Source organism: Balneola sp. (assembly GCA_003712055.1).
Classification (GTDB): Bacteria; Bacteroidota; Rhodothermia; order Balneolales; family Balneolaceae; genus RHLJ01.
In genome coordinates this window covers 450,662-475,886 of sequence record RHLJ01000003.1, presented here as the reverse complement: position 1 = coordinate 475,886, position 25,225 = coordinate 450,662, and the positions used below count along the sequence as shown (strand labels likewise).

Below are 25,225 nucleotides of genomic sequence, written 5' to 3'. Positions count from 1 at the left end.
AATGGCTATTGTAGTAAATCTTGATGTAATGTTAGCCAAGCGAAAAATGAGTCTAACCGAGTTATCCGAGAAAGTTGGACTGACCATGAGCAATCTCTCTATCCTTAAAACCGGGAAGGCTAAAGCGATTCGTTTTTCAACGCTGGAAGCAATTTGCGATGTGTTAGATTGCCAGCCCGGAGATATTCTTGAATTCAATAAGGATTAAGGGCAAATAAATTTTTTTTGTAAGGGTTTCGATTTAATTAGGTCTCACAAGTAAAAAAACACTTGAGACTATGAATTTTACAATAGAAACTTTCACCCCAGAAGATTTTTTAAATCGAACAGTTAAAGAAATGAGGCCGGATGAACAGCCTCGAGAAAAGCTGATGCAAAGCGGAACCATATCCCTTTCTGATGCAGAATTGTTAGCCATTCTATTAAGAACGGGAACAAAGAAACTAAATGTCATCGAAACAGCTCGCGCCTTGCTCGATCACTTCGGAGGGTTGCACAATCTGGTAAAAAGAGAGTGGAAAGAATTGCGAGTGATTCCAGGTATTGCCCGGGTAAAGGCGATAACACTTGAAGCCGCATTTGAGCTGGCTCGAAGAATCCAGGTAGCTGATTTGGGAGAAGAAATTCAGGTGCAAACTCCAGAAGATGTAGCCGCATTCTTTGGACCTAAAATTCGCCACTTGGCCAAGGAAGTATTTATGGTGGCTTTCCTAAATAACCGAAAAGTGATTACCGGTTTTCAGAAAATCAGCTCTGGGGGAAGCAATGCAACCATTGTAGAACCTTCCGAAATCATGAGGCAGGCAATCATAAATCAAGCAAGTTCCATTATTCTTGTTCATAACCATCCTTCCGGTCATGACAGGGCTTCACAAGCTGATATTAATCTTACAAAGAGGATCATAGAGTCAGGGAAGTTACTGGGAATTCCTGTTGATGATCATATTATTATTGCTGGTTATAAATACGTCTCATTACGTACCCTGGGGCATTTCAATTAAGAATTGCACAATTATTCAATTAGCAATGAAGGAGAATATTATTCTTATCAAGACCTATGATTTTGCGGTTCGAACAGTAGGCTTATATAACCATCTTTGTAAAACGAGGAGAAATTTTGAGATAGCTAAGCAAGTGCTCAGGAGTGGTACCTCAATTGGTGCTAACTCTGAAGAGGCAGTTGGGGCACAATCAAAGAAAGATTTTATTCATAAACTCAGCATTGCATATAAAGAAGCCAGAGAAACAAAATATTGGTTAAGGTTGCTGCGAGATACGCAATGCCTAGAACTTAGAATTGCAGAATCGATGTTGAAAGACATAGAAGAGATTTTGGCAATACTGGGTAAAATCAAAATTACATCATATAAGAATTCATAATTGAATAATTGTACAATTCTTAATTGATACAAGCGTATCTTTACGCCCAATCCGAAAGCGAATAAAGAATGAAAGAATATCTCGAGCAGCTAGTTAAAGATTCACTTGCTCAGTTTGAATTAGAAGAAATTCCTGAAATCCATCTCGAAGCTCCTAAGGTTGCCAGCCATGGAGATGCATCAACGAATATTGCGATGATGCTAGCCAAACCGCTCCGAAATAATCCGAGAGCAATAGCACAGCAGTTGGTAGAGGGAATAACTTATGATGTAGGAAAAATATCCTCTATTGAAATTGCTGGCCCCGGTTTTATCAATTTTAGATATGCCAATAATTACCTGTACGATCAATTAAAATCAATTATCGAGCAGGGAGCTGACTTCGGGAAAACCAATTCAAATGAAGGGAAAAAAGTACAGATCGAATTTGTGAGCGCTAATCCAACCGGACCTCTTACCGTTGGTCATGGAAGAAATGCGGTTCTTGGTGATACTATTGCCCGGTTAATGGAATGGACCGGAGCAGAAGTAGATCGCGAATATTATTTCAATGATGCTGGTCGACAAATGCGCGTATTAGGGCAAAGTGTTAAGGCTAGATATCTTCAAGAATTAGGAAGGGAAGCAGAATTTCCTGAAGGAGGTTATGAAGGGGAGTACATCGTCGATATTGCAAAAGAACTTATTAAAGAGAAGGGTGATGTTTTATCTACCGCTGATGATTGGATTCCTTTTAAAGAAAGAGCTGAGGAAGAAATTTTTGCGGATATAAGTGGCACGCTCAAGAGAATGAATATCCATATGGACTCTTATTTCAATGAGCATAGTTTATACGAAAGTGGAGATATTGAATCGGTAGTTTCAAAATTAAGGGAGAAAGGACTCGCTTATGATGCCGAAGGTGCGACCTGGTTTAAAACTACCGAGTTTGGGAAGGAGAAAGACACCGTTTTAATAAAAAGCACAGGAGAACCGACCTACAGGTTACCAGATATAGCATATCATGCCAACAAACTAGATCGTGGCTATGATGTATGTATAGATATTTTCGGCGCAGATCATATTGCTACTTACCCTGATGTACTTTCCGGGTTAACAGCACTCGGTTATGACTCTTCGAAGATTGATGTAGTTGTATACCAGTTTGTAACGATTGTGAAAGATGGACAGCCTTTTAAAATGAGTACAAGAAAGGCCAATTTTGTAACCCTTGATGAATTGATGGAAGAAGTAGGTTCTGATGTTACCCGCTTCTTTTTCCTGATGCGTTCTCCAAACACTCATTTAGAATTTGATATTGCCCAGGCTAAAGAAGCGGGAGAAAAAAACCCGGTATTCTACCTCCAATATGCCCATGCTCGTATTTGTAGTATTCTTAGGAAAGCCAAAGAAGAGTATTCTTTTTCAGGGGATGCTAACCTGAAGCTACTAACTCACGAAGCAGAAATTTCACTTCTTAAAACCGTATTCAAGTTCCCCGAAGCAATAAAGAGTGCAGCCGATGCAAAAGAGCCTCATCGTGTTATTAATTTTCTGAACGATGTTGCTTCAGCATTCACCACCTTCTACCATGACTGTAGAATTATTGGGGTAGAAAAAGAATTAGCGCAAGCAAGAATAGCGTTAGCTAGTGTTACTGCTCAAGTCCTCAAAAATGGACTAACTATTTTAGGGATTACAGCTCCGGAGAGGATGTGATTGAAAAGAACCAGGCACATATTGATCTTATTTTTAATTTTCACTTCTTGTGATTTAGGGCTTGAGAATGAACAAGATCTTTCCGAAGGTTGTCCTGGTTTTCTCACGGTTGCTGAACAGATGCCAGTTCTGATAGGAGGCATTGCATCATTAACAAGTCAAATTAACTATCCACCCTTGGCAAGAAGAGCAGGAATTGAAGGTAGAGTGACCGTTCAATTTGTTGTAAATAAAGAAGGAGAAGTAACAGAACCGCGAGTGATTAGAGGAATAGGAGGTGGAGCAGATGAAGAAGCTTTGAGGGTAGTAAAACTGGCAAAATTTAGTCCAGGAATGAATAACGGAGAACTGGTTTGTGTTCAATACTCCCTACCAATAGTGTTTAGATTACCAGATTGACCTCTTATTTAATCAATACCATCGATCTGGTTTCGACAAAACTTCCAGCTTCTATACGATAATAATACACCCCACTTGAAAGAGATGAAGCGTTAAACGGAATCTGATGGTACCCAGCCGTAAGTTGCTCATCTACTATTAGGGCTACTCGTTGACCAAGTGCATTGAATACCTCAATACGTACAGGTACCGACTCAGCTAAACTAAATTGAATGGTAGTAGTTGGGTTAAAGGGATTTGGAAAGTTTTGAGCAACAGAATAGGTATATGGAGAATCGGTATTCTCAGTATTAGGCTCATCGGTGCGGTTTATAGAAATTCTGAATCTTCCGCTGGTCAATGTTGACAGAGTAAAGGAATATTCAGAAAATGCTCTCATATCCAGCTCCACATCATGAGAATCATCATGTAGTGTAAACTGCCAGTTTTCGGGGATCGATTTACTAAGTGCCCAGTTAATCGTATAGAGCCCTTTTTCAGAAACAGATAGATTAATGGGTATTTCATCAACCTCAGCTAATGAAGATCTGCCTTCGAAAACATTGATCCCATTTTCACTTTCAAAAGAAAGTTCGCTCGAAGCTCCATTTAAAGATTTTAAGCGGAGCATATCCCAATTATCAATTCCTGAACCAGCCACTTCATTGAAGATTAGGTGAGCTTGGTTGTCCAAAACCGTTTTCGTGTCATCCTTTAGTTCAAAACGGATGTATTGGGGAATTGGAGCTGAAATCTGTTTCCCAAAATAAGTTGGTTGACTAGATGACTTTTGTGATTGCCTAAATCGTAGTACCGGACTGGTATCAGTAGCTTGCACAAAAAATCCCTGCATAGGAGCTATGTATCTGCCGGCATCACCAACCTGAGATGAAGAGCTATAATACATATAAGCCTGAGTCTCGGGGTCCCATGTAGCATAACTGGTACTGATATTTGTCGAATTGGAAACAATGTTATGCCAGTCTAAACTCCCTGCAAAAGGGTTACCGACAAGATTATAACTTAGAGAGTCATGAGAACCGCGTGTGAGGTCTAGTATTACAGAGTCTGGCTCAGTTCCGTTGAATTTCAATCCCTGTGGTAGAATATCTCCTCCTCCGAATTCCGAACTATACATATAGAAAGGGTACCCTTCACCGGAAGTAAAGGTGCTGTCATTTCCTATATATCCGGAAAATGACTGATCCTGGCTATCGAATAAAAACAGGTTTGATTGGTTTTGTGAAACGCTTATTTCTGCCCATGCGCCACCCTGTGTGTGAAAACTATCTTGAAGAACACTAAACATAGAACTTCCAAAAGGAGAAGAGATTAATCGCCACCCGGAATTGGTGCTATGAAAGGTTCGGGTATAATTCAGAGAACCCTTGATACTTCCGTTTTCTTTCTCCAGTAAAGCTGTTTTTAAAGAATCGCTCAATAAGGTAACGGAATAGTTATCCGTTGAAAGTGAGCCATTAGCAAGGTAAAGGCGCGAGTAAATATTTAGGTCAGAACCCATATTTACAGAGTCACCATCTGAGTTAATAGTCAATTCACCTAACTGTTCACTACTTGCTTTAAAAGCTAATGAATCTGAGTCCGCGTCCCAGTTCAGAATAGAAAGTGTTGAAGAAGTATCACCAGAAAAGCCGGCGCCTCCTGACTCATAATACACTCCTCCATATAAACTCAGATCATTTTCATTAAGGATTAGCTCAGCCGATGAGCCGTCAAAAGTTATACCTCGGGTGCCAGCTGTTTGGTCTAGTGTAATGGCGTGATTCAGTACAGCTCTTTGTAAACTTGTTGAAGGAACTACTCCATTTTCCCAGGTAGAACTATTTGACCAGTTACCAGAGGCGATCGTTTCAATGGAAATTTCAGGTTCAGCATCACTAACCAAAATGGATATTTGTTGACTTCCAGAATTAAGACTTCCTTCATGGCTTATAGATACCGTGTAAGTTCCTGAAGAAGGATTTTCGATATAAACCTGCTCTATATTATCAACATCATTATCTCCGGTTGTAGCCAAATTATCTGGATTTGATTGATCCAGGGTCCAGGGTTGGTGGCTACTCAGGTCCGGGTCGGTAACAGAAAGGTCGATATCATTCACCAATAAAATATCAGTTGGGTCATCTAATGAACTAGGAGATATTCCCTGGGGATCGGTCCAGGCTACGGTTACGATTAATGGTCGATCAGACGAATGAGTGATGGATAATTGAATCGTATTTCCATCAGTTAATAAGGTATCTTTTAATATTGTGCCCGATGGGTTTTCACTATTTGAAGACAGGAAGCGAACAGCACGCTCAGTATTCATAAGACCCCAGCCGGTTTTAAAGTCCGGGCCAGTATTCTCAACATCATCTGCCGTATGCGCAAGTAATGCTCTTAAGGATGCTGAAGTTAAGGTATCTGAATTGAGATCTTGATAATGCTGCCTGATCAAAGCGACAGACCCTGCTACAACGGCTGTAGCAGCCGAAGTTCCTGAACCCGTTGAATAAGCATCGTCAGCTGAAGAGGTGGATGTGTAAACGCCAGTTGGGGCAACAATATCAGGCTTTATTCTGCCGTCATCAGTTGGTCCAAATCCAGACCCTGATATTGGACTCACAGAACTTAAATCATCAAAACTATTCGAGGAGCTTTCAACAGCCCCTACAACAAGGACATTTTTTGCAAGTGAAGCAGCATTAACAGATTCAAAGCCAGTTGAGCCCCCATCTAACTCTCTTACTGAAGTCGAATCCTGCACGCAATTAAAATCGGAATCATATTTCCAGTGCTTCAATGGCTGTGAATCAGGGCCATCTCCCCGTTCATTACCAGCAGCTTTTATGATCAGGTAATTGGGATAAAGATATGCGACACTATCCCATTGTTCGGCTTGTGAATCATAGTACCCAAATTGGTATGCTTTTACAGAGTCAGCTGATTCAATAGTAAACCACATCCATTCAGGATCAGACCCACAAAGACTAGAGTTTGTTGTCCAGCCCGCAGTTTCACTATAGGGATGAGCCGAGGTTAGCAATCCACTTGCTGCTTCGGTTGCCATCTCTGAAATATCACTATTCCAGTTCCAGGCCTCAACAGTAGCAGAACCAGCCATTCCTCGTGCATCACTTTCGATCCCCGAGGCTACCATTGTGCCAACCATTTGGGTGGCATGAGCATTATTTGTTCCGGATTCTGAATCTTCAAAGGTAACTCTTCCGCTATATTCCTGATGAGTCAATCTGGGTTGGTTTTCATCCCAATATCCAAGTACTTGTCCATCACCCGATAAATCCAGCCCAGCAATTCCATCACTCCAGATTTCATCATTGTGTATAGCTTGAGCAGCGGCCAGATTTGCTGATTGTGGAGCCGAGGGTAGGAGCATTAGAGGGCTAAGTTCACCTATTGCTTCATCTTCACTCGAAACAGGCACGTTACTTGAGTTCGAGCAGCTAATTAGCAATGTCCCTATAACTAATACTAGAATTCGCATCTGGTGGAGAAAAGTCCAAAAAGATAATGCGAATTATAGAGAAGAAATAACCCTAATTATTTGGAGTGAGTTTTGAAAAACAAACAATTCCACGGTTAATTTGGTCAGAAACTTTAAAGCCGGCTTGTTTAAACAATTCGTTGCTTTCTTTGACGGTCCAGAATTTAATGCCTCCCAAACCAATAGATTCCTGAAGCAGTCTCCCATACCAGGCATCGCTTTTGATCAAATGCATCATGAAGAAAACGCCATCAGCCTTAATAACTCGTCGGGCTTCATAAAGTACTTTAAGGGGTTCATCCAACTCATTTAATGTGCCGCCCATAACAATTCCATCAAAGGCCTTGCTGAAAAAAGGGAGTTCTTTTCCATTAGCCCGAACCAAAAACATATCGGTTTCATCTGCTTCAGCTTTTAAACGTGCCTCTTCTAGCATTTGAGAAGAGAAATCTAGCGCTACAATGTGGGCTTCTTTTTGAGCTGCTTTTAGTGCTCGGGCGTATAGAGCTGTGGAACATCCAAGATCAAGATATAATCCATTTGCCCTTGGCGAAGTCCAGTCTATTAATAATTCGTGTTCTTTTTCAATGGGGAAGTCCTCACCTGAAAGAAGGGATAGAGATCGCTTTCGCCAAATATCTTCGTAGAGCGAAGCAGTTACTTTAAAATGATTGGTGGTTTGAGCAATGGTAGTAAAGCCTGGTCCCTTGCCCATAATATCTATGATATTGTTCTTTACCTGATATTCATCTCCCTCTTGAGAACAAATGGTTCCATTAAATGGCATCGCTAATTCGGAAATGTCCTCAGGTACATGAATGGTCGCTCTCTCATCAACCGGTGATCTTAGTTCTAAATTCATATCCTTCTTTTTAAAATTGACAGCTACTTACGCCACGAATTCTATGGTGTTTCACTACTTTTGTAGCACTAAAGAAATCTGTGCACCCTTATGAACACTTAACATCTCCGAAGCATTTCCTTTATTGATACCCACCTCTAACATCCCGGAACTTCCTATAAAGGCCACAGGTTCGCCAGGCTCCACATCACCAAAAGTATTTACCAGGTGATCGATGATTGTATTCCCTACATAAATCTTCACTTTTCTTCTTCCTACCATATCTTCAAGTAATTGCTCAGAAATATTGGTAATTAAGTTACCAAAGCGGTCAATATGGATTACCCAGCCTTGCAATCCATCTTTGTCACCTAGTGGAACAGCCCAGTGGTAGGTTACAAGGTCTTTAATAGGATCTCCTAGGTCTTTTAAAGAAACTCCATTGCTTATATGTGCTGCGATAGGAGCGAATATATCTCTTCCATGGAAAGTTCTTGAGCGCTCTTTACGCCAGTACTTTTGCTTATTGAGCTTATAAGCTTTGAATTTGAATTCATCGTAAAGAAGGGAGAAGATGCCGTTATCAGGGCCGACGAAGTACTGATCTTCTATCTTTAAAACGATAGGATGTCGCTCGGTTCCAACTCCGGGATCCACAACAACAAGGTGTACAGTTCCTGGAGGGAAAAGAAAAGCAGCATTGCGAGTAACCCACGCTCCAGCCATAATATCTTGCGGAGGAATGTTATGAGAAACATCGATTAGGCGAACATCCGGAGCAATTCCTAAAATGACCGCCTTCATGGCGCTTACATAATGGTCTTGTAGTCCAAAATCAGTAGTGAGGGTAATTACCTGGCTCATCAGGCATAGCTGTTCAGCATCACGGGCATTACCAGCATCAGAATATCTTCGTTTTCATCGTCACTGGATGGCTTAACAATTCCAGCTCTATTTGGAGAGGAAAATTCAAAACTTACCTCCTCATCATCAATGTTGCTAAGCACATCTCCGAGGTATTTAGCGTTGAAGCCAATTTCCATGCTTTCATTGTTGTATTCGCAATCAATGGTTTCTTTTGCTTCGCTGCTCATATCTAAATCTTCGGCACGAATAGTCAACTTATCAGTATCTAGCTGGAGGCGAATTTGCCGGGTAGTAGAACTGGAGAAAATAGATACCCTTCTTACGGTTGAAAGCATCTGCTCTTTGCTGATGGTCAAAAACTTATCATTATCACGAGGAATAACGGAATCGTAGTTAGGATACTGCTCATTAATGAGGCGAGTGATTAGAATGGTATTACCACTTTTGAAACGAGCATGGTCCTGCGTCACTGTTACATCACAGCTTTCTCCGGAAATAGTTTTCTGAATGAGGCTAAGAGCTTTATCAGGAATGATGAAATTAGCATCAGAATCGGCTTTAATTTCTTTATTCGAGTACTTAACTAATCGATGCCCATCAGTAGCCACAAATCTGCTTCCCTCCGTTCCGATCTCAAAATAAACCCCCATCATAGCAGGACGAAGATCGTCACTGGAAACAGCGAAAAGAGTCTTGTTAATTGCTTTATGAATTAACTCGGAGCTGGAAGCAATGTTTATTCCGCCCTCTAAGCTTGGAACCTCGGGGAATTCTTCAGACTCATCACCAACAAGCTTATAATTACCTTTATCCGTTTTGAAATTGATGTTTTTGCGCTCATCAACTTCAAAGAATACTGTGATATTTGGTAATTGACGGAGCGTCTCAAGTAAGCGCCGGGCAGGAATAGCGACAGCGCCATCCTCTTCAATATCAGCCTCGATGTATTCGATGATAGAAATCTCAAGATCGGTTGCCGTAAGCTTTAGTTTACCATCCTCACTTTCAAAAAGAATAGTTTCTAAAATAGGTAAGGTCGCTTTTGACGGAACGGCACCGATAACTGCCGATAAGCCTTTGTTAAGTTCGCTACTTGATACAGAAAATTTCATGAAATGTGTTTTTAATGTGTTCAGGACAATTTTTTCCCCAATATTGCCCTTTCGAAATAGTGTGCTTATACTAAGAAATCCTTGTTCTCTCTGCAACCAGATAGAACAGCAAAATACTATTCAAATAACCCTGTTTTCTTATCGTTAGAGCGCTACTGTATTATTTTTAAATTGAAGCCTAGTATTATTTGATGAGAAGTATTGTCTCGGCGCTACTTATTCTTTTATTCCTTTCTTCCCAGGGGTTTGGTCAATCTACCTTAGCTAAGTATGGAAATGATTTCCTGAGCACAGGAGCCGGAGCCAGGGGATTAGGTATGGGTGGAGCTCATTCTGCTTTGGCTAATGATGTTACAGCGGGGTATTGGAATGTAGCCGGGCTTTCTAACCTGGAAAGACCTGAAATCATTTATATGCACTCCGAGCGCTTTGGTGGGATCGTTGGGTATGACTATGGCTCATTTGCCATGCCATTATCTTCGGGAAGCGGAGTGATTGGTGTTAGCTTTTTTCGACAGGGAGTAGATAATATCGCAAATACACTAAATGCATGGGATAATACCAGGGGAACTAATGGCGGGCCCAGGGAAGATGCCGAGTCTTACATCACTCGCTTTAGCGCTGCTGATATGGCTGTCTTTATTTCTTATGCCAAAAAACGAGATGAACGACTTTCCTATGGGGTTTCTGCAAAGATTATTCACCAGCGTTTAGGTCCATTTGCAAATGCATGGGGCTATAGTTTAGATGTTGGTGCTCAATTGAAAACAGATTTGGTAGACTTAGGGGCTTCGATTCAGGATGTGACTACCATGCAAAAGATGTGGACAGTGAACGAAGAGGAATTTAATGGCTCCAACGGGCAGTCTTTTCAGGAAACATTTGGGGATTCTATTCCCTCTGGTCAAAATGAGTATGTACTTCCTTCAGTGCGTATTGGAGCCTCGAAATCCTTTTCCATAAATGATTTTGATATTGTAGGAGCAGCCGATTTAAACCTGCTTTTCGAAAATCGTCAGGCTTATTATTTGAATATCTCCAGGATGAGCATTGAGCCCCATATTGGTGGAGAGGTTACCTACAAGAAAAGAATCTCTGCCAGAGCAGGATTAACGGATTTTATAGACGATCCGGAATCCGGGTTTTCAGTTTCTCCTACCCTTGGTCTTGGTTTCAGAGTTTCTTCATTCTACATCGACTATGGCTTCGCAAGCTTCGCCGGAGTTTCAAGTAACCTTGGATATACCCATCGCATTTCTTTAAAGTTTGATTTGAAGAGATCTTAATACTTCTTTTTCAAGAGGTCATCCCGGACTTGACACTGAATCGAGTTCAGCACAGGTTCAGGGATCTGTAGTGGTAGATAGATCGAATAACCAGACTTCTAAAACAAAACCACTCCTCACAGATGCTGAAACAAATTCAGCATGACTAATGAGTTTTTGTCTTATTTTGATCGAAAAATTGAAGAAAAACATTCTTTTCATTTGTAGCCAAAACAAGTTACGTAGTCCTACAGCAGAACAAATATACTCTACAAGGGAAGATTTGAACGTATTATCAGCAGGGTTAAATAATGATGCCGAAAACCCTGTTTCAGTCGATCTACTAACATGGGCAGATTCGATTTATGTAATGGAAAAAGCACATTTGAATCGACTGAGAAAAAAGTTTGGAGAATACTTAAAGAATCAAAAGCTTGTAAGCTTAGATATACCTGATATTTACGAATTCATGGAACCTTCACTGATTGAAGAACTGGCAAAAAAGCTTCGTAGATTTATTGGAAACCCAAATGATTGATCTAATTGTTTAAAAATTGCGAATCATTCTACTAGGTCCTACTGCCTCTGGTAAAACCAGTTTATCGATTCTCTTAGCAGAGGAACTAGGCACTTCCATCATCTCGGTAGATTCCAGACAGTGTTATAAATATCTAGACATCGGTACAGCAAAACCAACAAGTGAAGAAATGGAGAGAGTTTCACATTTCAATATTTCAAACCTGGAACTGGAAGAAGAGGACAGTGCAGTAAAATTTCTTGAAAGAGCTGGGGAATGGGAACAAGAAGTTCTGGACACATCAGAGCATGTAATTTATGCAGGGGGAAGTACCCTTCATCTTACAGGATTAATCCAGCCATTTGATAACGCACCTGATTCTAATGCAAAAAACATAGAAGCATTAAACCAACGAATTGGAGAAGAAGGCATAGAGGGTTTATTTAATCAGCTTAACGAAGTTGATCCGGATTACATCCCAAGAATGGATGGAATGAACCGACAACGAATCATTCGCGCATTGGATGTATGGATGCAAACAGGAAAGCCTTTTAGCTCTTTTCATCAGGAGGCTAGTATACAGCCAGATTCAAAAACCATCGTTTTTGGGCTTGAGTGGGAAAGAGAAAAGCTTTATGAACGAATCAACCAAAGAGTAGATGAAATGATTGAACAAGGTTTGGTTGAAGAAGTTCAATCGATATTGGATAAAGGACATTCTAAAAAACTACAGTCTCTGCAAACCGTGGGCTATAGAGAGGTTATCAGTTATCTGGAAGGGGATTTTACCAGAGAAGAGATGATCGAAAAAATCAAAACCAATACCCGGCGCTATGCAAAGCGTCAGCTTACCTGGTTTAGGCGATGGGATTTCATCAATTGGTCAAATGCCGAGAAATACTCTGCAAAAGAGCATATAGACCAAGTGTTTAAGGGGTTAGAAAGCAAGTAAGGTTTGTAAAAAGCGTGACTGTTCATTTCAAATCCTCTTAAAAACCGTTTTCTTTAAGGGCTTATTTCAACGCAATGTTAAATCAATGAAACTATCGGTACTACTTCTTCTGGGGATTTTAATCTCTGCCACTACTTTTGCTCAAACCCCTTCTATTAACGAAAAAACGGAAGGCCTAACTGTAACCGAGGGTTATTTCGACTACTACTTTGATGAAGCGAAAGACCAGCTTTGGCTAAAAATTGATAAGCTGGATACTGAATTTTTATATGCCAATTATCTTTCTGCTGGAGTTGGCTCGAATGATATCGGGTTAGATCGAAGTCAACAAGGAGGAGAGCGTATTGTTTACTTTGAAAAGCGAGGGCCTAAAGTATATCTCATTCAGCCAAACCTCGATTACATTGCACGATCAGATAACGAACTTGAAAAAAAGTCGGTCCGTGAAGCATTTGCGTCTTCTATTCTCCACGCTTTTCCGGTAGCAGCTGAAGAAGATGGTGAATATCTCATTGATTTAACTCCTTTCCTCATTCGTGATGCCCATAATGTAATAGGCAGACTTAGAGGACGGGGAGAAGGAAATTACAGTCTCGACAAGTCTCGTTCATCCCTTTATAAAGAAGGAACATTCAATTTCCCCAAAAATAGTGAATTTGAAACTCGCTTAACCTTTAGCGGAAGCAATCCCGGTGGGCAAGTTCGATCTGTAGTCCCATCTCCTACCTCAATTACTGTTCGCCAACATCATTCGTTTGTTGAATTACCCGATGATAATTATACCCCAAGAAAGTATGATCCTCGAGGAGGTTACTATCCTACTTCATTTATGGATTATGCTTCTCCTATAAACGAACCGATGGAAATTCGATTTATAAATCGTCATCGACTTGAAAAGAAGGACCCTTCTGCTGATGTAAGCGAAGCCGTTGAGCCCATCATTTACTATTTGGATAATGGTACTCCTGAGCCAGTCCGCAGTGCGTTGCTTGATGGGGCTCGTTGGTGGAATGAAGCCTTTGAGGCCGCTGGTTATAAAGATGCTTTCCAGGTTAGGATTCTTCCTGATGATGCCCATCCATTAGATATCCGGTATAATGTCATTAACTGGGTGCATCGCTCTACTCGGGGATGGTCTTATGGTGGATCAGTGGTAGATCCAAGGACAGGTGAAATTATAAAAGGGAATGTTCTCCTTGGTTCGCTAAGAGTTCGTCAGGATTACATGATTGCTACTGGTTTGCTTGCTCCTTTTGAAGAAGGGACTGAGAACGATCCCAGGATGTTGGACATGGCTTTAGCGAGGATTCGTCAGCTTTCCGCGCATGAGATCGGTCATACTCTTGGGATCTATCATAATTTTACCTCTAGTGTTAATAATCGCGCTTCCGTAATGGATTATCCTCATCCTAAAGTGGATATCGTAAATGGAGAGCTGGATTTAAGTGATGCCTATGACGTAGGTATTGGAGATTGGGATAAAGTTACGATCGAGTTTGGCTACCAGGATTTCCCTGAGGGTACCAACGAAGAAGAAGCTCTAAATGAAATTTTAGAAGATGCGCATGACAGGGGCCTGAAATATATATCCGATAGTGATGCGCGCCCTCAGGGAGGGGCTCATCCATTTGCTCACCTTTGGGAATATGGAAACGACCCCGTTTCACAATTGTCTCATATCCTCGAAGTGAGAGAAATAGCGCTTAGCAATTTTGGAGAAGCCAATATTCCTATGGGTACACCAATGACCTATCTCGAAGATGTTTTGGTGCCGATTTACTTATTTCATCGATATCAGCTTGAAGGAACTGTTAAACTAATTGGAGGTCTTGACTACTCCTATAAGCTTCGTGGTGATAACCAGCCTAACCCACAGATTGTAGAAGCCAGAATGCAGCGACGAGCTTTACAGGAAATGTTGTCTGCAATTGATCCTGAGGTACTGGCGCTTCCAGAGAATGTGCTGGATATGATCCCGACCCGTCCACCTGGAATACCATCAACTCGGGAATTATTTAAGGGAAATACCGGTCCCTCATTAGACGCCTTGGCAATAGCAGAAACGGCAGCGAATGTACCTATTAGCTTGATATTGAATCCATGGAGAGCTAATCGACTTGTAGAATATGGTGCAAGAGATAACAACCTATCCCTTCAGGAAACCATTGATGAGTTAATCGAAGCATCTTGGGGTAAAAGAGCTGGAGACGATTACTTAGGTTCAATCCAGCAAGTTGTAAACCATCTGGTAACAGTAAACCTGATTAGGCTTCATGCTTCCAATCAGGCAAATCCTCTTACTAAAGCGATTGTATTCAATAAGCTTCAGGAGTTGGAAGAAATGTTGAGCGAGAATGGTTCCGCTATGGCTCAACAATCTGCAGTTATGATTGATAGCTACCTGGATGACCCGGAGGAATTCGAAATGCCTAACTCTTTGTCTCCGCCTCCAGGATCACCTATTGGCTCTGGTGGTTTACACTATTGCGGTTTTTAATTCAGTTTGCCATTTCGAACGAACGTGAGAAATCTAAACAAACACGTTAGATTTCTCGGTACCCTCGAAATGACAAGCTCTTAAATAGATTCAAATCTTGAAAATCATTCCTTCCGAAACCTTGCTGAATGCCTATGCTCAGGGAATTTTCCCTATGGCAGAAAGTCGTTCTTCGGAAGGAATAAACTGGTATTCAGCTTCAGAACGGGGAGTGATCCCTATTGAAGAATTTCATATCTCGAAAAACGTTTTAAAGCTCATTCAAAAAGGACAGTTCGAAGTACACATCGATAAAGCCTTTCGTAAAGTAGTACAAGCATGCGCGAACAGGGAAACTACCTGGATTAATGATCTGATTATCAACTCATATGATGTGTTAAATCAGTCTGGATATGCGCATAGTGTGGAAGTATATCTGGATGAGGAATTGGTTGGGGGACTTTATGGGGTTCATCTTAAGTCAGCCTTTTTTGGTGAAAGTATGTTTAAAAATGTACCCGAAGCAGATAAGGTAGCGCTGTACTTTTGTCATCAAATTTTAGAGAAAAATAAGTTTACTCTCTGGGATACCCAGTTTTTTACTGAACACCTCGCCCGATTTGGTTGTATTGAGATTAAAGCAGCTGAATACCATAACATGCTTGAAAAGGCATTAATGGAAGAAGCAGAGTTTATTTTTTCAACCTGATGGTCATCATTCCAGCTGGAAATATTCCGGATAAAAAAGAAGCCTCGTAAATGGTTTTAGTCTTTCTTGAAAGGTTAACAAAAGCTTCCAGAAGATGATTATAAATCAAAACCCCTTTTTCAAAATGGATATGGGTATACATCACTTCTTCAAAATGAAAATCGAAATAATAGTCCCTGTTGAATGAAGAGCCCTTAACAAAGAACTCAAAGGTTTTATGAGAAAATCTTTTTTTATGGGTTGGGTCGATAAAGTTATACCTGGAAGTGTAATGAGGCACCCGTATTTCTATAATGCCAGCTGGTTTAAGAATTCGGTGAATGTCTTTTAGTAAGGGAATGTATTCAAGATGTTCCAGCAGATCTTGAGCAAGAATAAAGTCGAATTGATTTTCTTCGAAGGGTAAGGGCAGGTTATTTACATCATGCACCACATCTATCCCGGGCAGTTCAGCTATATCCAGGTTTATCCAGCCTTCACGAATATCATTTCCGCAACCAAGATTTAATTTCATGCGCCGAACTTATGAAATAAAAACCCCCGCTAAAAATATTAGCGGGGTCAGTAATCTTATGCGTGATTGGTTATTCGTTAATGATTGTTATTGGTGATTCACCTTTCCAATAACCATTAACGAATAACAAATAACTAAATAAATTAATACTCAGTAACTACTACCTGGCTGATGGCTTGTTCACGACTTATTTGTCCTCGATCTAAATCCTGGAACAGAGATTTTTTAACTTGAATATCCATTCGTTCAGGGATTTCATCAGGGCTTCCGCTAACAGTAATAGAAAGCAAAAGGTATTGGTCATTGGTAACTGAGCTTAAAGTTCGGCCATAGTCAATTACATACTCTCTTAGGTTGTCTTTCAGTTCTTCAAAAGCGGTAGCCACTTTTTCGAGGTATTCTTCATACTCTTCCTGCTCTTTCTCTTTATCAAAGCCACTTTGAGCCAATGCGAATTCTCTGGCAAGAGAAATAGCCCAACGATTGTTCTCATCAGAGTATCGAACATTTAAAGAAAAGATAGCGCCAAAGTTATCCAGGTACAGGTAATCAACATTACTAGCGCCATGAAGTTTAAAGCTGTTAGTAGGTTGATTACTAAGCGCTGTCTTAAAGATGTTACCCATTACTTTAAGATCAAGGTATTCCTTCTCTTCAGAGGTAGCTACATCTACCTTATTGTCAAAAGCAGATGCGTTAAGTCTGCCGGATCGATAGTCATTTAGATCCTTAACTGTTGTTGAAACGGAGATGATAGGTAAAGGCTCTGGCTTGTCCTCGTTGTCATTACTTTGAGTGTTTTGCCCTCGCACAGTAGACAAAGTATAGAACAAGTCTCTGGAGGTACTTTGATTGGAGCCGTATATCACCATGATTTTTTCATCATTTCCAAGCTGACCTATGGTTGTACCATAGTCTCTAAGAAAAGAAGTGATACGATCTACCACGGTTTCCTGAGTAATCTCTCCACTTAGCTTAGGGTCTCCATCTCCATCATAATAGAAAGAATAGGAGGAATATCTAGTTCCAGATGAGGTCATATATATATTTCTGGATGGGCTATTAATCTTAAAGATGATACCATAACCCGGTAAATAAGTGCCTTTAACAGATCGGCTTGAAAAAGATGTGGAGACAACACCATTAACAACAATCGTTGGCTCATTGGTACCCGTACGTAATTGTTGGGTTTTGAATAATTCACCGAGAATGTTTTCCATGATGCTTATATCGCGGTTCATGCGGTTGGCATCAATAGTTTGAGCAAATGCGGAAGTTGAAAGGCTAACACCCAACAATCCGATCAGTAGATATGTGTGTATTTTTTTCATGGTTCTAGTAGGTATGATTTTAGTTTGTGCTTACGGTTTGTATGATTTCGCCTAACACCTGATCGGTTTGCCGAAAGCGGTTATCTGTAGCTTGTTGAAGGTTTGAAATGCCATAGGTAAGGAACTCAAGATCAGACTCTCTCTGATTATATAAGTAATTAGCAAAGGTTGAGAGTGTTTCTTGAAACTGGATTTCTTGCTGTTCCTGAGAAGCCAGTATGAATTCACCAATCATAGCCGCATTCTCTTGCTGCACCTGATTTATTATCATATCAACCTGGGCCGCAGTATATCCTGTTTGCACAGGAGGCTGCTCTCCAAAGGTTATGCTAAACTCACCATTACCGGCTGAAACGTTCAGGTCGGTTACGGCTCCGGTTACAACAAACAATAGTAGAAGCGAGGCCATGGCAAGGCCTGTTCTAGCCATTGTATTCCGTGGTATTAACGCATTGGACAGTTTTGACCAAAAGGAATCTGTTGTTGCTGTTTTAGGCTCCATAATCACTAATTGCTCTACAGGGCTTTGTACCGGTAGATGATGGAGTACCGACTTTGCGTCAGTGAGTTCTTCAAATTCTCTCTTTAATTCTTCATCAGTTTCGATGAATTGGAGAAGCTCTTTGGAAGTAGCTTCATCTAGTTCACCATAAAGGTGATCCATGAAGAGAATTCTTGCTTCTTCTTTAGTCATAATTAAATACCTCTTTATTGATATTCCAGGAGTCAAAGGTTTTTTTAAGGCCTTTTAGCCCATAGTACATTCTTGATTTAACAGTGTTCTCAGATTCATTCAGGATTTCTGAGATTTCCCTGAAGGTCAATCCTTCATATTCTTTCATTATCACTACCATCCTTTGTTCATTTGGCAGTTGAAGTAAAGCCTTATGCAATAAAACAAGGGCTTCATTCCGAACAAGTCCGCTGTCTGCCGGGCTGGCTGTTTCAGTTTGTGGAGCCGTTTTCAGAGCCTCCAGCGAAGTAGCTCTTTTTCTGCCAACACGTTTTAATTCATCCAAACATAGATTGTTGGCAATACGGTATAACCAGGATCCAAATTTAGAGGCGTCATCAAGGGTGTCTAGTTTTTGATAGGCCTTAACAAATGTTCTCTGAGTAATCTCAGCAGCATCATCACTACTTGCAAAGTAGCGGTACGCGAAGTGGTGGATTTTATCTTGCCAGCGTTTAATCAATACATTAAACGCCTGGTGATTCCCACCTAAAAAATCATGTACAAGTTGAGCGTCTTCCATTTGTTCCTGGTTCAATCGTTCTCCATAATACTGGTTTCAGGGCTAAGACGATGGAGCTCGGAGAATAGTTTTAAATTGAATGATAAGTGATTAAGTGAAGAGAGATAGATGATAAAAGCCAAAATAAAATTGTAAGGCAGACCGGAAATATTGGTCTTAAAGAGAAAAGACCATGAATTTTGAAGAATGGCAGGCTAAGGTTCATAAAGTAATGATTGATGACCCATCCTGGAGAATGGAAGCTTACAGGTTGAGTTTATTTCTTTCCGACATATGTTGGACTGATACATCAAAAATCGTAGAAAAAAGAATTTATTCCTTAGCAGACCAACTTTATAGAAGTGTGGATTCTATAAGTGCGAACATAGCTGAGGGATACTCTAGATTTTCAAACAAAGAAAAAGCCAGATTCTATGAGATATCACTGGGATCTGCTAGAGAAGCTAAAGACTGGTATTTCAAAAGTAGACACATTTTAGGAGAGGAGGTGTTTTTGGATAGAGCTAATCTTATTACTTCAATAATAAAATTACTAAACCGGATGATTGTTGACAGAAGAAGAGTAGGCAGCTAAACTCACCTTTCTCCTATCACTTATCATACCGGAAGTTCAAGCTGCTCGTAATATTCTTTCTTGATTAAATTTAGATTAGAAAGCGAAATACCAAGTAGCCGGATTTCTCTGGTTCCGGCTTCAGTTTGCTCAAGAAGCTGGCGGGCAATAGAAGAAATTTCTTCTTTTTTATTGGTATGATGAGTGAGAGATTGGCTCCTGGTGATGGTATCGAAGTTTTTGTACCGAACTTTAAGAGTAATGGTTTTACCTGCGGTTGGGATTTTTTGCATTCCCTCAGAGATGCTTCCTGCAAGCTCATCCAGAAAATTATTTACCCAGTTTAAATCCCCCACATCTTCGGAAAAGGTTCTTTCCTTACCATAAGATTTCCTGGTTTGGTGAGGTTTAACCTCCCTGTTATCAATTCCACGAACAATTTTATAATAGAATCGACCAGGCTTTCCAAAAGCTTTGACTAGATCTATTTCTGTCCATTTCTTTAAATCAGCGCCTGTTTTAATCCCTAATGCATGCATCTTTTTTTGAGTGGCTTTGCCTACACCAAAGAACTTTTTGATATCCAGCTCTTCCAGGAAAGCCTCAACCTTATCGGGGGTAATTACGGTGAGTCCATTAGGCTTATTAAAATCGGAAGCCACTTTGGCAATAAACTTATTCGGTGCTACACCAGCTGATGCGGTTAATTGTGTTGCTTCAAAAATACGTTGCCGGATTTCTTTAGCAACCAAAGTGGCAGAAGGGTTTCCTTTATGGTTATTAGTTACATCCAAAAAGGCTTCATCCATTGAAAGAGGTTCGACTAAATCGGTGTATTCAAAAAAAATATTTCTGACTATTTCTGAAGCTTCTTTATAAGCGTCGAATCGGGCACCAACAAAAATTCCATGGGGACATAAACGATAGGCTTCGTTGGTCGGCATTGCAGAACGGACTCCATATTTTCTTGCTTCATAGCTACAGGTAGAAACAACTCCTCTTCCGCCGGGTTTCCCGCCAACTATTACAGGCTTGCCTCGAAGCTCAGGATTATCCCGCTGTTCAACGGCAGCAAAAAAAGCATCCATGTCAACATGGATAATTTTTCTGATATGTCCCTCCTTTTTCATAGACATAAATTACACATATAAGTTCGGGAATCCCATTTTTTATTTCTCAGGATTTTATTCTACCCGGTTAATAGTCAGGAACAAACTCATTAGATATGGTATAAGCATTCACAAAAACAATACAATTATGATTGAATAGGTAATGAATAAGAAAGAGCGGCAAGTTCATTTTTTACTACAGTTTTTTTTCCTGTTGGCAGGATTATACATCATTGGTTTTAATAGTTGGTTGGTAAATACATCTTCTTGGGAGGAGGGATTGTTTGAATTCTATAACCAACAGCTTCCGGTTTTTAAAATCATTGCAGGTTTTGTGGTTAGCCTTGGCTGTTTTGTATCCTCGTTTTTGCTATGGATTAGAAGCAGCTCAATGTATGGTGGCGCTCTGTTCTCTTCGGGTATATTATTCATGTATGTTTTAATAGCCCTTGGGGAAATAATCTATTCTTATCCAACACATGCGGTTCCATTTTCTGTTATTGCCATATTGGTTCTCCAAAGTCTTCCCTTTTTAATAAGAAGAAACTCCCGTCAGTATTAATTCAAATTAGCTTCGAAACTCCCACTTTTTTGTGCCGTGTAAAGCCGGCATGGAAAAAGTAAGCCAAAAGGATATCGATTGGCTTTTAAATCTTGGAGAAGAATTAAAAGCCCCTAAGCCTGTTCAGGAGCAGACTGTTCGCAAAGAAACGGTTAAACGCCTCTCCTTTAAGAGAAAATTATTCAAACTGATATTCTCACTTCTGTTGATTCTTGTTATGGGTATCGTTCCTTTTTTCCTGCTTATCAGAACAGCGGTTTTTTTAAATGTTGCTGAAGCCTGGAACGGATGGGCTGCATTATTGGGAGGTATAGCTGCTTCATCGCTCTTTCTTGGATTATATGTGTTTTTCCTTTTTAGAAAAGTGAAGAACAAAAAGTTGCTCGCACAATTTGGTTTTGGGGGAGTGGCTGCACTAGTGGGAGGTTTTTGCATTTATGGGCTGATGTATCTCTCAAGTGTGAATGCAAAAAGTGATGACGTTCGGGAAGTATATCGATCACTTCATCCTATTTTAAGAGTAGCCGTAGCGACAACTACACTCGCAGAAAATGATTTGGTGATTACCGATATCAAGAGAACCCCGGAAGACTACATTTCATGGGGATTAACACCACACCAAAGTTCTCTTCATTATCAGCAAGAAAATGGTTTTGTACATGCCATTGACCTGAGAACTATTGGCCATTCTGAATTCAGAAATAAGGTTTTGGAGCGGTCTTTAAGTACAATGGGCTTTCAGGTAATCCGCCATGTTGGTACTGCCGACCATCTCCATGTGGCTCTTCCGCTCTCTGAATAAAAAAGCGCTTTTTTATTGTATCTAAATAAGAATATCCCGACCATTGGTAGCGGTAAAATCAGACTTAAGTAAACCGACCTTATGGCAAAGTATAAATTCTTCGAGCAGGTAAATAAGAATTTCGATAAAGCAGCAGCATATACCCGATTTGATAAAGGGATTCTCAGCCAAATTAAAATGTGTAATACGGTATACCATGTGTCATTTCCCCTCAGGAGAGATAATGGATCAGTTGAGGTAGTTGAAGGATGGAGGGTAGAACATAGCCATCACAAAACACCAACCAAAGGTGGTATCCGCTACAGCCATAAAGTAGATGAAGATGAAACAATGGCATTGGCTGCATTAATGACTTATAAATGTGCCATCGTGGATGTACCTTTTGGAGGCGCAAAAGGCGGTGTTAAAATCAGCCGAAGAAGTTATTCTGATGGTGAGCTGGAAAGAATAACTCGTCGCTATACGTTCGAGCTGGTTAAAAAAGGATTTATCGGCCCTGGAGTCGACGTACCCGCTCCTGATTATGGCACCGGAGCCAGAGAAATGGGTTGGATTCTGGATACCTACCGTCAGATGAAAGACGATATGAATGCAGAGGCTTGTGTAACCGGAAAACCTCTTCAGAATAGCGGGATTAGAGGCAGAACTGAAGCCACAGGGCGAGGAGTATATTTTGGAATCCGGGAAGCTTGCAATGTCAAAAAAGACATGGATGCGTTGGGATTAAATACTGGTGTTGAAGGAAAGACTTTTGTAGTACAAGGTTTAGGAAATGTAGGATACCATGCATCCCTATATATGACCCAGGCCGGCGCAAAATTGATAGGGGTTTCTGAGCTTGAGGGTGCAATCTACGATCCGAACGGTATCGATTTACAGGCTCTGGTTGATTTCAGGAAGGAAACAGGGAGTATTATGGGTTTTGGTAATAGCATCGCCCTTCCTTCGAATAAAGACATTTTTGTACAAGAGTGCGATATCATAATCCCTGCAGCTCTGGAAAGCCAGATAACAGGGGAGAATGTTCATAATGTAAAGGCAAAGATTATCGCAGAAGCTGCAAACGGGCCAACTACTGCTGACGCTCATGAAATTCTAACTGACAGAGGGGCTCTTGTTATACCTGACTCATACCTAAATGCTGGTGGTGTGGTTGTTTCCTACTTCGAGTGGTTGAAAAATATTCAGCATGTTCGCTATGGAAGAATGAATAAGCGTTTTGACGAGGAAAGTTTAACCCGGATCGCCCGAGAGTTAGAGTCAATTTCGGGAAAGAAATATTCAACTGAGGCTCTGGAAAGCTTAACTCACGGAGCCGAAGAAGCAGATCTTGTTGATTCCGGACTTGAAGAAACAATGATCACGGCGTACCAACAGATAATGGATATTCGTGATGAGCACAACATGACCGATCTTCGAACGGCGGCTTTTGTTAATGCGATTAATAAAATCGGCATTATGTATGAGCAGATGGGAATTTTCCCGTAAGTTCGTTAATGGTTATTGGTTAGTAGTTAATCCAATAACCATTAACTACTAACCAATCTCCCTCCTCTTACCGTAGCTCCAAGTACCAATCCGGCACTTACAAGTACCAGATTCTTTATGATGTACTGACCTTCAAGAGTTAACCCAAATGGAAAGTTCGTCCAGATTACATCAGGTAATACAACAATGGGTAAAGCAGTGCCAGGCATTTGAAGGAAGAGCAAAAGAAGTGTGAACCGCATAAATTTTCCAGCTATTAAACCAAAGCCAATCAACACTTCCCAGGTTGCCAGAATAGGTATGAAAAAGTCCGGGTTAACAAAATAGACGGTATTCCTAACTAACTCTTCAGCGGGGCTTAACCCAGGGAAAAATTTTAAAGCTCCAAACCAGAGAAAAATAATCCCCAAACCTACTCTCATAATGAGTAAGCCATTCTTTGCCATCCAATCGGTGATGGTGATATCGATCCTCTCGAACTCTTGATGTTGTAAAAACATGATTGTCTCCTCTATTAACTGGAAACAAGCTAGCTCAGGAATGTGAATAGTTTATGAATGATCAATATTCTTAATTGAACATTGAACATTGAACATTGAACATTGAACATTGAACATTGAACATTGAACAATTGATCAAGATCTGAACGTAATTTCCACCTTTGGTTTTGCTTCCGAAGCACGGAGTTCTAATTGCTCTATCATTCGTTCAGTAGAAGCAATCAGCTCTTTAGAAGCATTAGAATCCGAATCAGAAATAACAATTGGAGCTCCGTTATCTCCGGCTTCTCGTACGGGCTGCTCAAGTGGAATTTCACCGAGTACGGGCACGGCGAGCTCATCAGCTAAACGGGATGCCCCACCCTCTCCAAAAATGTGATATTTCTTTTCTGGCATGTCAGGAGGTATGAAGTAAGCCATGTTTTCGATCACTCCAAGAACTGGAACCTTCACTTTTTGAAACATAGCTACCCCTTTTCTCACGTCGTCAAGTGCAACCGTTTGAGGAGTAGAAACGATAACAGCACCACTTAACGGAACAGTCTGTACAATGGTAAGTTGTATATCTCCGGTTCCTGGGGGTAAGTCAAGTACCATATAATCCAATTCTCCCCATTCTACGTCGGTCATAAATTGCTTGATAGCACTTGTTGCCATAGGGCCTCGCCAAACCATAGCTTGATTAACATCAACCAGAAAACCCATACTTACCATTTTGATTCCATACTTCTCAAGCGGAATCAACTTTTTTTGAGTAGTTACATTTGGACGATCGAATAAGTCAAACATAGTGGGAATACTAGGACCATAGATATCGGTATCCATTAATCCAACTTTAGCACCTGTTCTGGCTAACGCCGAAGCAATATTTACTGCTACCGTTGATTTTCCCACCCCTCCTTTTCCGGAAGCCACAGCAATAATATGCTTCACACCGGATAACACCTGTTGCTGAGCTTGGGGTGCTTGAGTTGGTGGTTGTTTTCTCCTGGAAATATTAATACCAACCTGAATATCCACTACCGCATCCTTATCAATAAATTTGTGAATAGCACCTGTACATCGTTGTTTCAAATCTGTAGCTAGTGACTCATTTTGCTCAGGCATTTCCAGGGTAAAAGAAACATACTTGTCCTGAACAATCAGGTCCTGGATCATATCCAGGGAAATAAGATCTTGTTTTTCGATTGGGTGAAGAACGTGAGCAAGCGCTGTTTTTATCTGCTCTTTATTGATAGACATGAGTTTTCAGAATGTTTTTTTTCAAAATACCAACTTTCAACAATAATGATTGAAAGATGATTTCTTAATTTGGAATCTGTTTTAAATCATCTAGATTAGGTTTCAAAGAGTGGGAATTTCATAGATAAAAAATATTCACGTTTCTTTTTCCGATTTAAATACAGAT

At 40.5% G+C, this 25,225-nt stretch carries 25 protein-coding genes; 14 read left to right on the top strand and 11 right to left on the bottom strand.

The genetic code is table 11. The features are described from left to right. Position 1 precedes the first annotated feature (1 nt). From ED557_09470 to ED557_09450, 5 genes are all read left to right on the top strand, one after another. Entirely contained in the window at positions 2 to 208 is a 207-nt protein-coding gene (locus tag ED557_09470; GenBank protein RNC83988.1) for a transcriptional regulator, read from the top strand. A 70-nt stretch (positions 209 to 278) separates the two neighbouring features. Next, positions 279 to 1,001: a JAB domain-containing protein gene (locus ED557_09465; GenBank protein RNC83987.1), complete on the top strand. Its 723-nt coding sequence runs from the start codon at positions 279 to 281 to the stop codon at positions 999 to 1,001. A gap of 25 nt (positions 1,002 to 1,026) precedes the next feature. Continuing rightward, the gene (locus ED557_09460; protein RNC83986.1) at positions 1,027 to 1,380 is read left to right on the top strand and encodes a four helix bundle protein; all 354 of its coding nucleotides are present in this window, start codon (positions 1,027 to 1,029) and stop codon (positions 1,378 to 1,380) included. Positions 1,381 to 1,448: 68 nt separating this feature from the next. After that, a complete protein-coding gene (locus tag ED557_09455) occupies positions 1,449 to 3,077 on the top strand; it encodes an arginine--tRNA ligase (GenBank protein ID RNC83985.1) in 1,629 nt (542 codons plus the stop codon). A gap of 120 nt (positions 3,078 to 3,197) precedes the next feature. Beyond that, positions 3,198 to 3,476 (top strand): energy transducer TonB, encoded by a 279-nt coding sequence (locus ED557_09450; GenBank protein ID RNC84049.1) that lies wholly within the window; start codon positions 3,198 to 3,200, stop codon positions 3,474 to 3,476. A 4-nt stretch (positions 3,477 to 3,480) separates the two neighbouring features. Here ED557_09450 and ED557_09445 read toward each other — a convergent pair whose 3' ends face one another. From ED557_09445 to dnaN, 4 genes are read right to left on the bottom strand one after another with little or no spacing between them, the layout of a single operon-like run. Next, positions 3,481 to 6,963, bottom strand: a complete 3,483-nt coding sequence (locus tag ED557_09445; GenBank protein RNC83984.1) for a T9SS C-terminal target domain-containing protein — start codon at positions 6,961 to 6,963, stop codon at positions 3,481 to 3,483. 52 nt (positions 6,964 to 7,015) lie between these two features. Further along, the gene (locus ED557_09440) at positions 7,016 to 7,825 is read right to left on the bottom strand and encodes a methyltransferase domain-containing protein (GenBank protein ID RNC83983.1); all 810 of its coding nucleotides are present in this window, start codon (positions 7,823 to 7,825) and stop codon (positions 7,016 to 7,018) included. A gap of 54 nt (positions 7,826 to 7,879) precedes the next feature. After that, positions 7,880 to 8,668, bottom strand: coding sequence for a hypothetical protein (locus tag ED557_09435; GenBank protein ID RNC83982.1), 789 nt, complete (start codon positions 8,666 to 8,668; stop codon positions 7,880 to 7,882). Continuing rightward, positions 8,668 to 9,783: a DNA polymerase III subunit beta gene (gene dnaN, locus ED557_09430; GenBank protein RNC83981.1), complete on the bottom strand. Its 1,116-nt coding sequence runs from the start codon at positions 9,781 to 9,783 to the stop codon at positions 8,668 to 8,670. The genes ED557_09435 and dnaN overlap by 1 nt, the downstream gene beginning before the upstream one ends. A gap of 191 nt (positions 9,784 to 9,974) precedes the next feature. On the opposite strand from dnaN, the gene ED557_09425 reads away from it, so the two are divergent. The 5 genes from ED557_09425 to ED557_09405 all read left to right on the top strand — a co-directional run bounded on the left by ED557_09425 (position 9,975) and on the right by ED557_09405 (position 15,702). Further along, positions 9,975 to 11,069, top strand: coding sequence for a hypothetical protein (locus ED557_09425; GenBank protein ID RNC83980.1), 1,095 nt, complete (start codon positions 9,975 to 9,977; stop codon positions 11,067 to 11,069). A 148-nt stretch (positions 11,070 to 11,217) separates the two neighbouring features. Further along, positions 11,218 to 11,586, top strand: coding sequence for a protein tyrosine phosphatase (locus tag ED557_09420; GenBank protein ID RNC83979.1), 369 nt, complete (start codon positions 11,218 to 11,220; stop codon positions 11,584 to 11,586). Positions 11,587 to 11,602: 16 nt separating this feature from the next. Then, on the top strand, positions 11,603 to 12,517 hold the full coding sequence (gene miaA / locus ED557_09415; protein RNC83978.1) for a tRNA (adenosine(37)-N6)-dimethylallyltransferase MiaA: 915 nt from the start codon (positions 11,603 to 11,605) through the stop codon (positions 12,515 to 12,517). 85 nt (positions 12,518 to 12,602) lie between these two features. Continuing rightward, positions 12,603 to 15,014 (top strand): DUF5117 domain-containing protein, encoded by a 2,412-nt coding sequence (locus ED557_09410; protein RNC83977.1) that lies wholly within the window; start codon positions 12,603 to 12,605, stop codon positions 15,012 to 15,014. Positions 15,015 to 15,111: 97 nt separating this feature from the next. Beyond that, entirely contained in the window at positions 15,112 to 15,702 is a 591-nt protein-coding gene (locus ED557_09405; GenBank protein ID RNC83976.1) for a leucyl/phenylalanyl-tRNA--protein transferase, read from the top strand. Here ED557_09405 and ED557_09400 read toward each other — a convergent pair. The 4 genes from ED557_09400 to ED557_09385 all read right to left on the bottom strand — a co-directional run bounded on the left by ED557_09400 (position 15,686) and on the right by ED557_09385 (position 18,803). Then, positions 15,686 to 16,216, bottom strand: a complete 531-nt coding sequence (locus ED557_09400; GenBank protein ID RNC83975.1) for a class I SAM-dependent methyltransferase — start codon at positions 16,214 to 16,216, stop codon at positions 15,686 to 15,688. The two genes, ED557_09405 and ED557_09400, sit on opposite strands and share 17 nt — an antisense overlap. 143 nt (positions 16,217 to 16,359) lie before the next feature. Further along, positions 16,360 to 17,547, bottom strand: coding sequence for a hypothetical protein (locus ED557_09395; protein RNC83974.1), 1,188 nt, complete (start codon positions 17,545 to 17,547; stop codon positions 16,360 to 16,362). Between the two features lie 19 nt (positions 17,548 to 17,566). Continuing rightward, the gene (locus tag ED557_09390; GenBank protein RNC83973.1) at positions 17,567 to 18,241 is read right to left on the bottom strand and encodes a hypothetical protein; all 675 of its coding nucleotides are present in this window, start codon (positions 18,239 to 18,241) and stop codon (positions 17,567 to 17,569) included. Beyond that, positions 18,234 to 18,803 carry an RNA polymerase sigma factor gene (locus ED557_09385; GenBank protein ID RNC83972.1) on the bottom strand — a complete coding sequence of 190 codons (570 nt, stop codon included), beginning with the start codon at positions 18,801 to 18,803 and terminating at the stop codon, positions 18,234 to 18,236. The genes ED557_09390 and ED557_09385 overlap by 8 nt, the downstream gene beginning before the upstream one ends. 172 nt (positions 18,804 to 18,975) lie before the next feature. Here ED557_09385 and ED557_09380 point away from each other — a divergent pair, with 172 nt between their 5' ends. Next, positions 18,976 to 19,377: a four helix bundle protein gene (locus ED557_09380; GenBank protein RNC83971.1), complete on the top strand. Its 402-nt coding sequence runs from the start codon at positions 18,976 to 18,978 to the stop codon at positions 19,375 to 19,377. A 23-nt stretch (positions 19,378 to 19,400) separates the two neighbouring features. Here ED557_09380 and ED557_09375 read toward each other — a convergent pair whose 3' ends face one another. Next, positions 19,401 to 20,486, bottom strand: a complete 1,086-nt coding sequence (locus ED557_09375; GenBank protein ID RNC84048.1) for a DNA polymerase IV — start codon at positions 20,484 to 20,486, stop codon at positions 19,401 to 19,403. Positions 20,487 to 20,628: 142 nt separating this feature from the next. Between ED557_09375 and ED557_09370 the strand changes: the two genes are divergently transcribed. From ED557_09370 to ED557_09360, 3 genes are all read left to right on the top strand, one after another. Further along, on the top strand, positions 20,629 to 21,027 hold the full coding sequence (locus ED557_09370) for a hypothetical protein (protein ID RNC83970.1): 399 nt from the start codon (positions 20,629 to 20,631) through the stop codon (positions 21,025 to 21,027). A gap of 49 nt (positions 21,028 to 21,076) precedes the next feature. Continuing rightward, positions 21,077 to 21,829, top strand: a complete 753-nt coding sequence (locus tag ED557_09365; GenBank protein ID RNC83969.1) for a hypothetical protein — start codon at positions 21,077 to 21,079, stop codon at positions 21,827 to 21,829. A gap of 81 nt (positions 21,830 to 21,910) precedes the next feature. Beyond that, positions 21,911 to 23,317, top strand: a complete 1,407-nt coding sequence (locus ED557_09360; protein ID RNC83968.1) for a Glu/Leu/Phe/Val dehydrogenase — start codon at positions 21,911 to 21,913, stop codon at positions 23,315 to 23,317. A gap of 41 nt (positions 23,318 to 23,358) precedes the next feature. Here ED557_09360 and ED557_09355 read toward each other — a convergent pair whose 3' ends face one another. Then, a complete protein-coding gene (locus tag ED557_09355; GenBank protein ID RNC83967.1) occupies positions 23,359 to 23,817 on the bottom strand; it encodes a DoxX family protein in 459 nt (152 codons plus the stop codon). 135 nt (positions 23,818 to 23,952) lie between these two features. Beyond that, entirely contained in the window at positions 23,953 to 25,059 is a 1,107-nt protein-coding gene (locus ED557_09350) for an MRP family ATP-binding protein (protein ID RNC83966.1), read from the bottom strand. Positions 25,060 to 25,225: the final 166 nt, after the last annotated feature.

Bases quoted from the DNA above. Each gene is read 5' to 3' on its own strand.
- ED557_09470 (RNC83988.1), top strand. From the start codon at position 2: ATGGCTATTGTAGTAAATCTTGATGTAATGTTAGCCAAGCGAAAAATG.
- ED557_09465 (RNC83987.1), top strand. From the start codon at position 279: ATGAATTTTACAATAGAAACTTTCACCCCAGAAGATTTTTTAAATCGA.
- ED557_09460 (RNC83986.1), top strand. From the start codon at position 1,027: ATGAAGGAGAATATTATTCTTATCAAGACCTATGATTTTGCGGTTCGA.
- ED557_09455 (RNC83985.1), top strand. From the start codon at position 1,449: ATGAAAGAATATCTCGAGCAGCTAGTTAAAGATTCACTTGCTCAGTTT.
- ED557_09450 (RNC84049.1), top strand. From the start codon at position 3,198: ATGCCAGTTCTGATAGGAGGCATTGCATCATTAACAAGTCAAATTAAC.
- ED557_09445 (RNC83984.1), bottom strand. From the start codon at position 6,963: ATGCGAATTCTAGTATTAGTTATAGGGACATTGCTAATTAGCTGCTCG.
- ED557_09440 (RNC83983.1), bottom strand. From the start codon at position 7,825: ATGAATTTAGAACTAAGATCACCGGTTGATGAGAGAGCGACCATTCAT.
- ED557_09435 (RNC83982.1), bottom strand. From the start codon at position 8,668: ATGAGCCAGGTAATTACCCTCACTACTGATTTTGGACTACAAGACCAT.
- dnaN (RNC83981.1), bottom strand. From the start codon at position 9,783: ATGAAATTTTCTGTATCAAGTAGCGAACTTAACAAAGGCTTATCGGCA.
- ED557_09425 (RNC83980.1), top strand. From the start codon at position 9,975: ATGAGAAGTATTGTCTCGGCGCTACTTATTCTTTTATTCCTTTCTTCC.
- ED557_09420 (RNC83979.1), top strand. From the start codon at position 11,218: ATGAGTTTTTGTCTTATTTTGATCGAAAAATTGAAGAAAAACATTCTT.
- ED557_09410 (RNC83977.1), top strand. From the start codon at position 12,603: ATGAAACTATCGGTACTACTTCTTCTGGGGATTTTAATCTCTGCCACT.
- ED557_09400 (RNC83975.1), bottom strand. From the start codon at position 16,216: ATGAAATTAAATCTTGGTTGCGGAAATGATATTCGTGAAGGCTGGATA.
- ED557_09395 (RNC83974.1), bottom strand. From the start codon at position 17,547: ATGAAAAAAATACACACATATCTACTGATCGGATTGTTGGGTGTTAGC.
- ED557_09390 (RNC83973.1), bottom strand. From the start codon at position 18,241: ATGACTAAAGAAGAAGCAAGAATTCTCTTCATGGATCACCTTTATGGT.
- ED557_09385 (RNC83972.1), bottom strand. From the start codon at position 18,803: ATGGAAGACGCTCAACTTGTACATGATTTTTTAGGTGGGAATCACCAG.
- ED557_09380 (RNC83971.1), top strand. From the start codon at position 18,976: ATGAATTTTGAAGAATGGCAGGCTAAGGTTCATAAAGTAATGATTGAT.
- ED557_09375 (RNC84048.1), bottom strand. From the start codon at position 20,486: ATGAAAAAGGAGGGACATATCAGAAAAATTATCCATGTTGACATGGAT.
- ED557_09370 (RNC83970.1), top strand. From the start codon at position 20,629: ATGAATAAGAAAGAGCGGCAAGTTCATTTTTTACTACAGTTTTTTTTC.
- ED557_09365 (RNC83969.1), top strand. From the start codon at position 21,077: ATGGAAAAAGTAAGCCAAAAGGATATCGATTGGCTTTTAAATCTTGGA.
- ED557_09360 (RNC83968.1), top strand. From the start codon at position 21,911: ATGGCAAAGTATAAATTCTTCGAGCAGGTAAATAAGAATTTCGATAAA.
- ED557_09355 (RNC83967.1), bottom strand. From the start codon at position 23,817: ATGTTTTTACAACATCAAGAGTTCGAGAGGATCGATATCACCATCACC.
- ED557_09350 (RNC83966.1), bottom strand. From the start codon at position 25,059: ATGTCTATCAATAAAGAGCAGATAAAAACAGCGCTTGCTCACGTTCTT.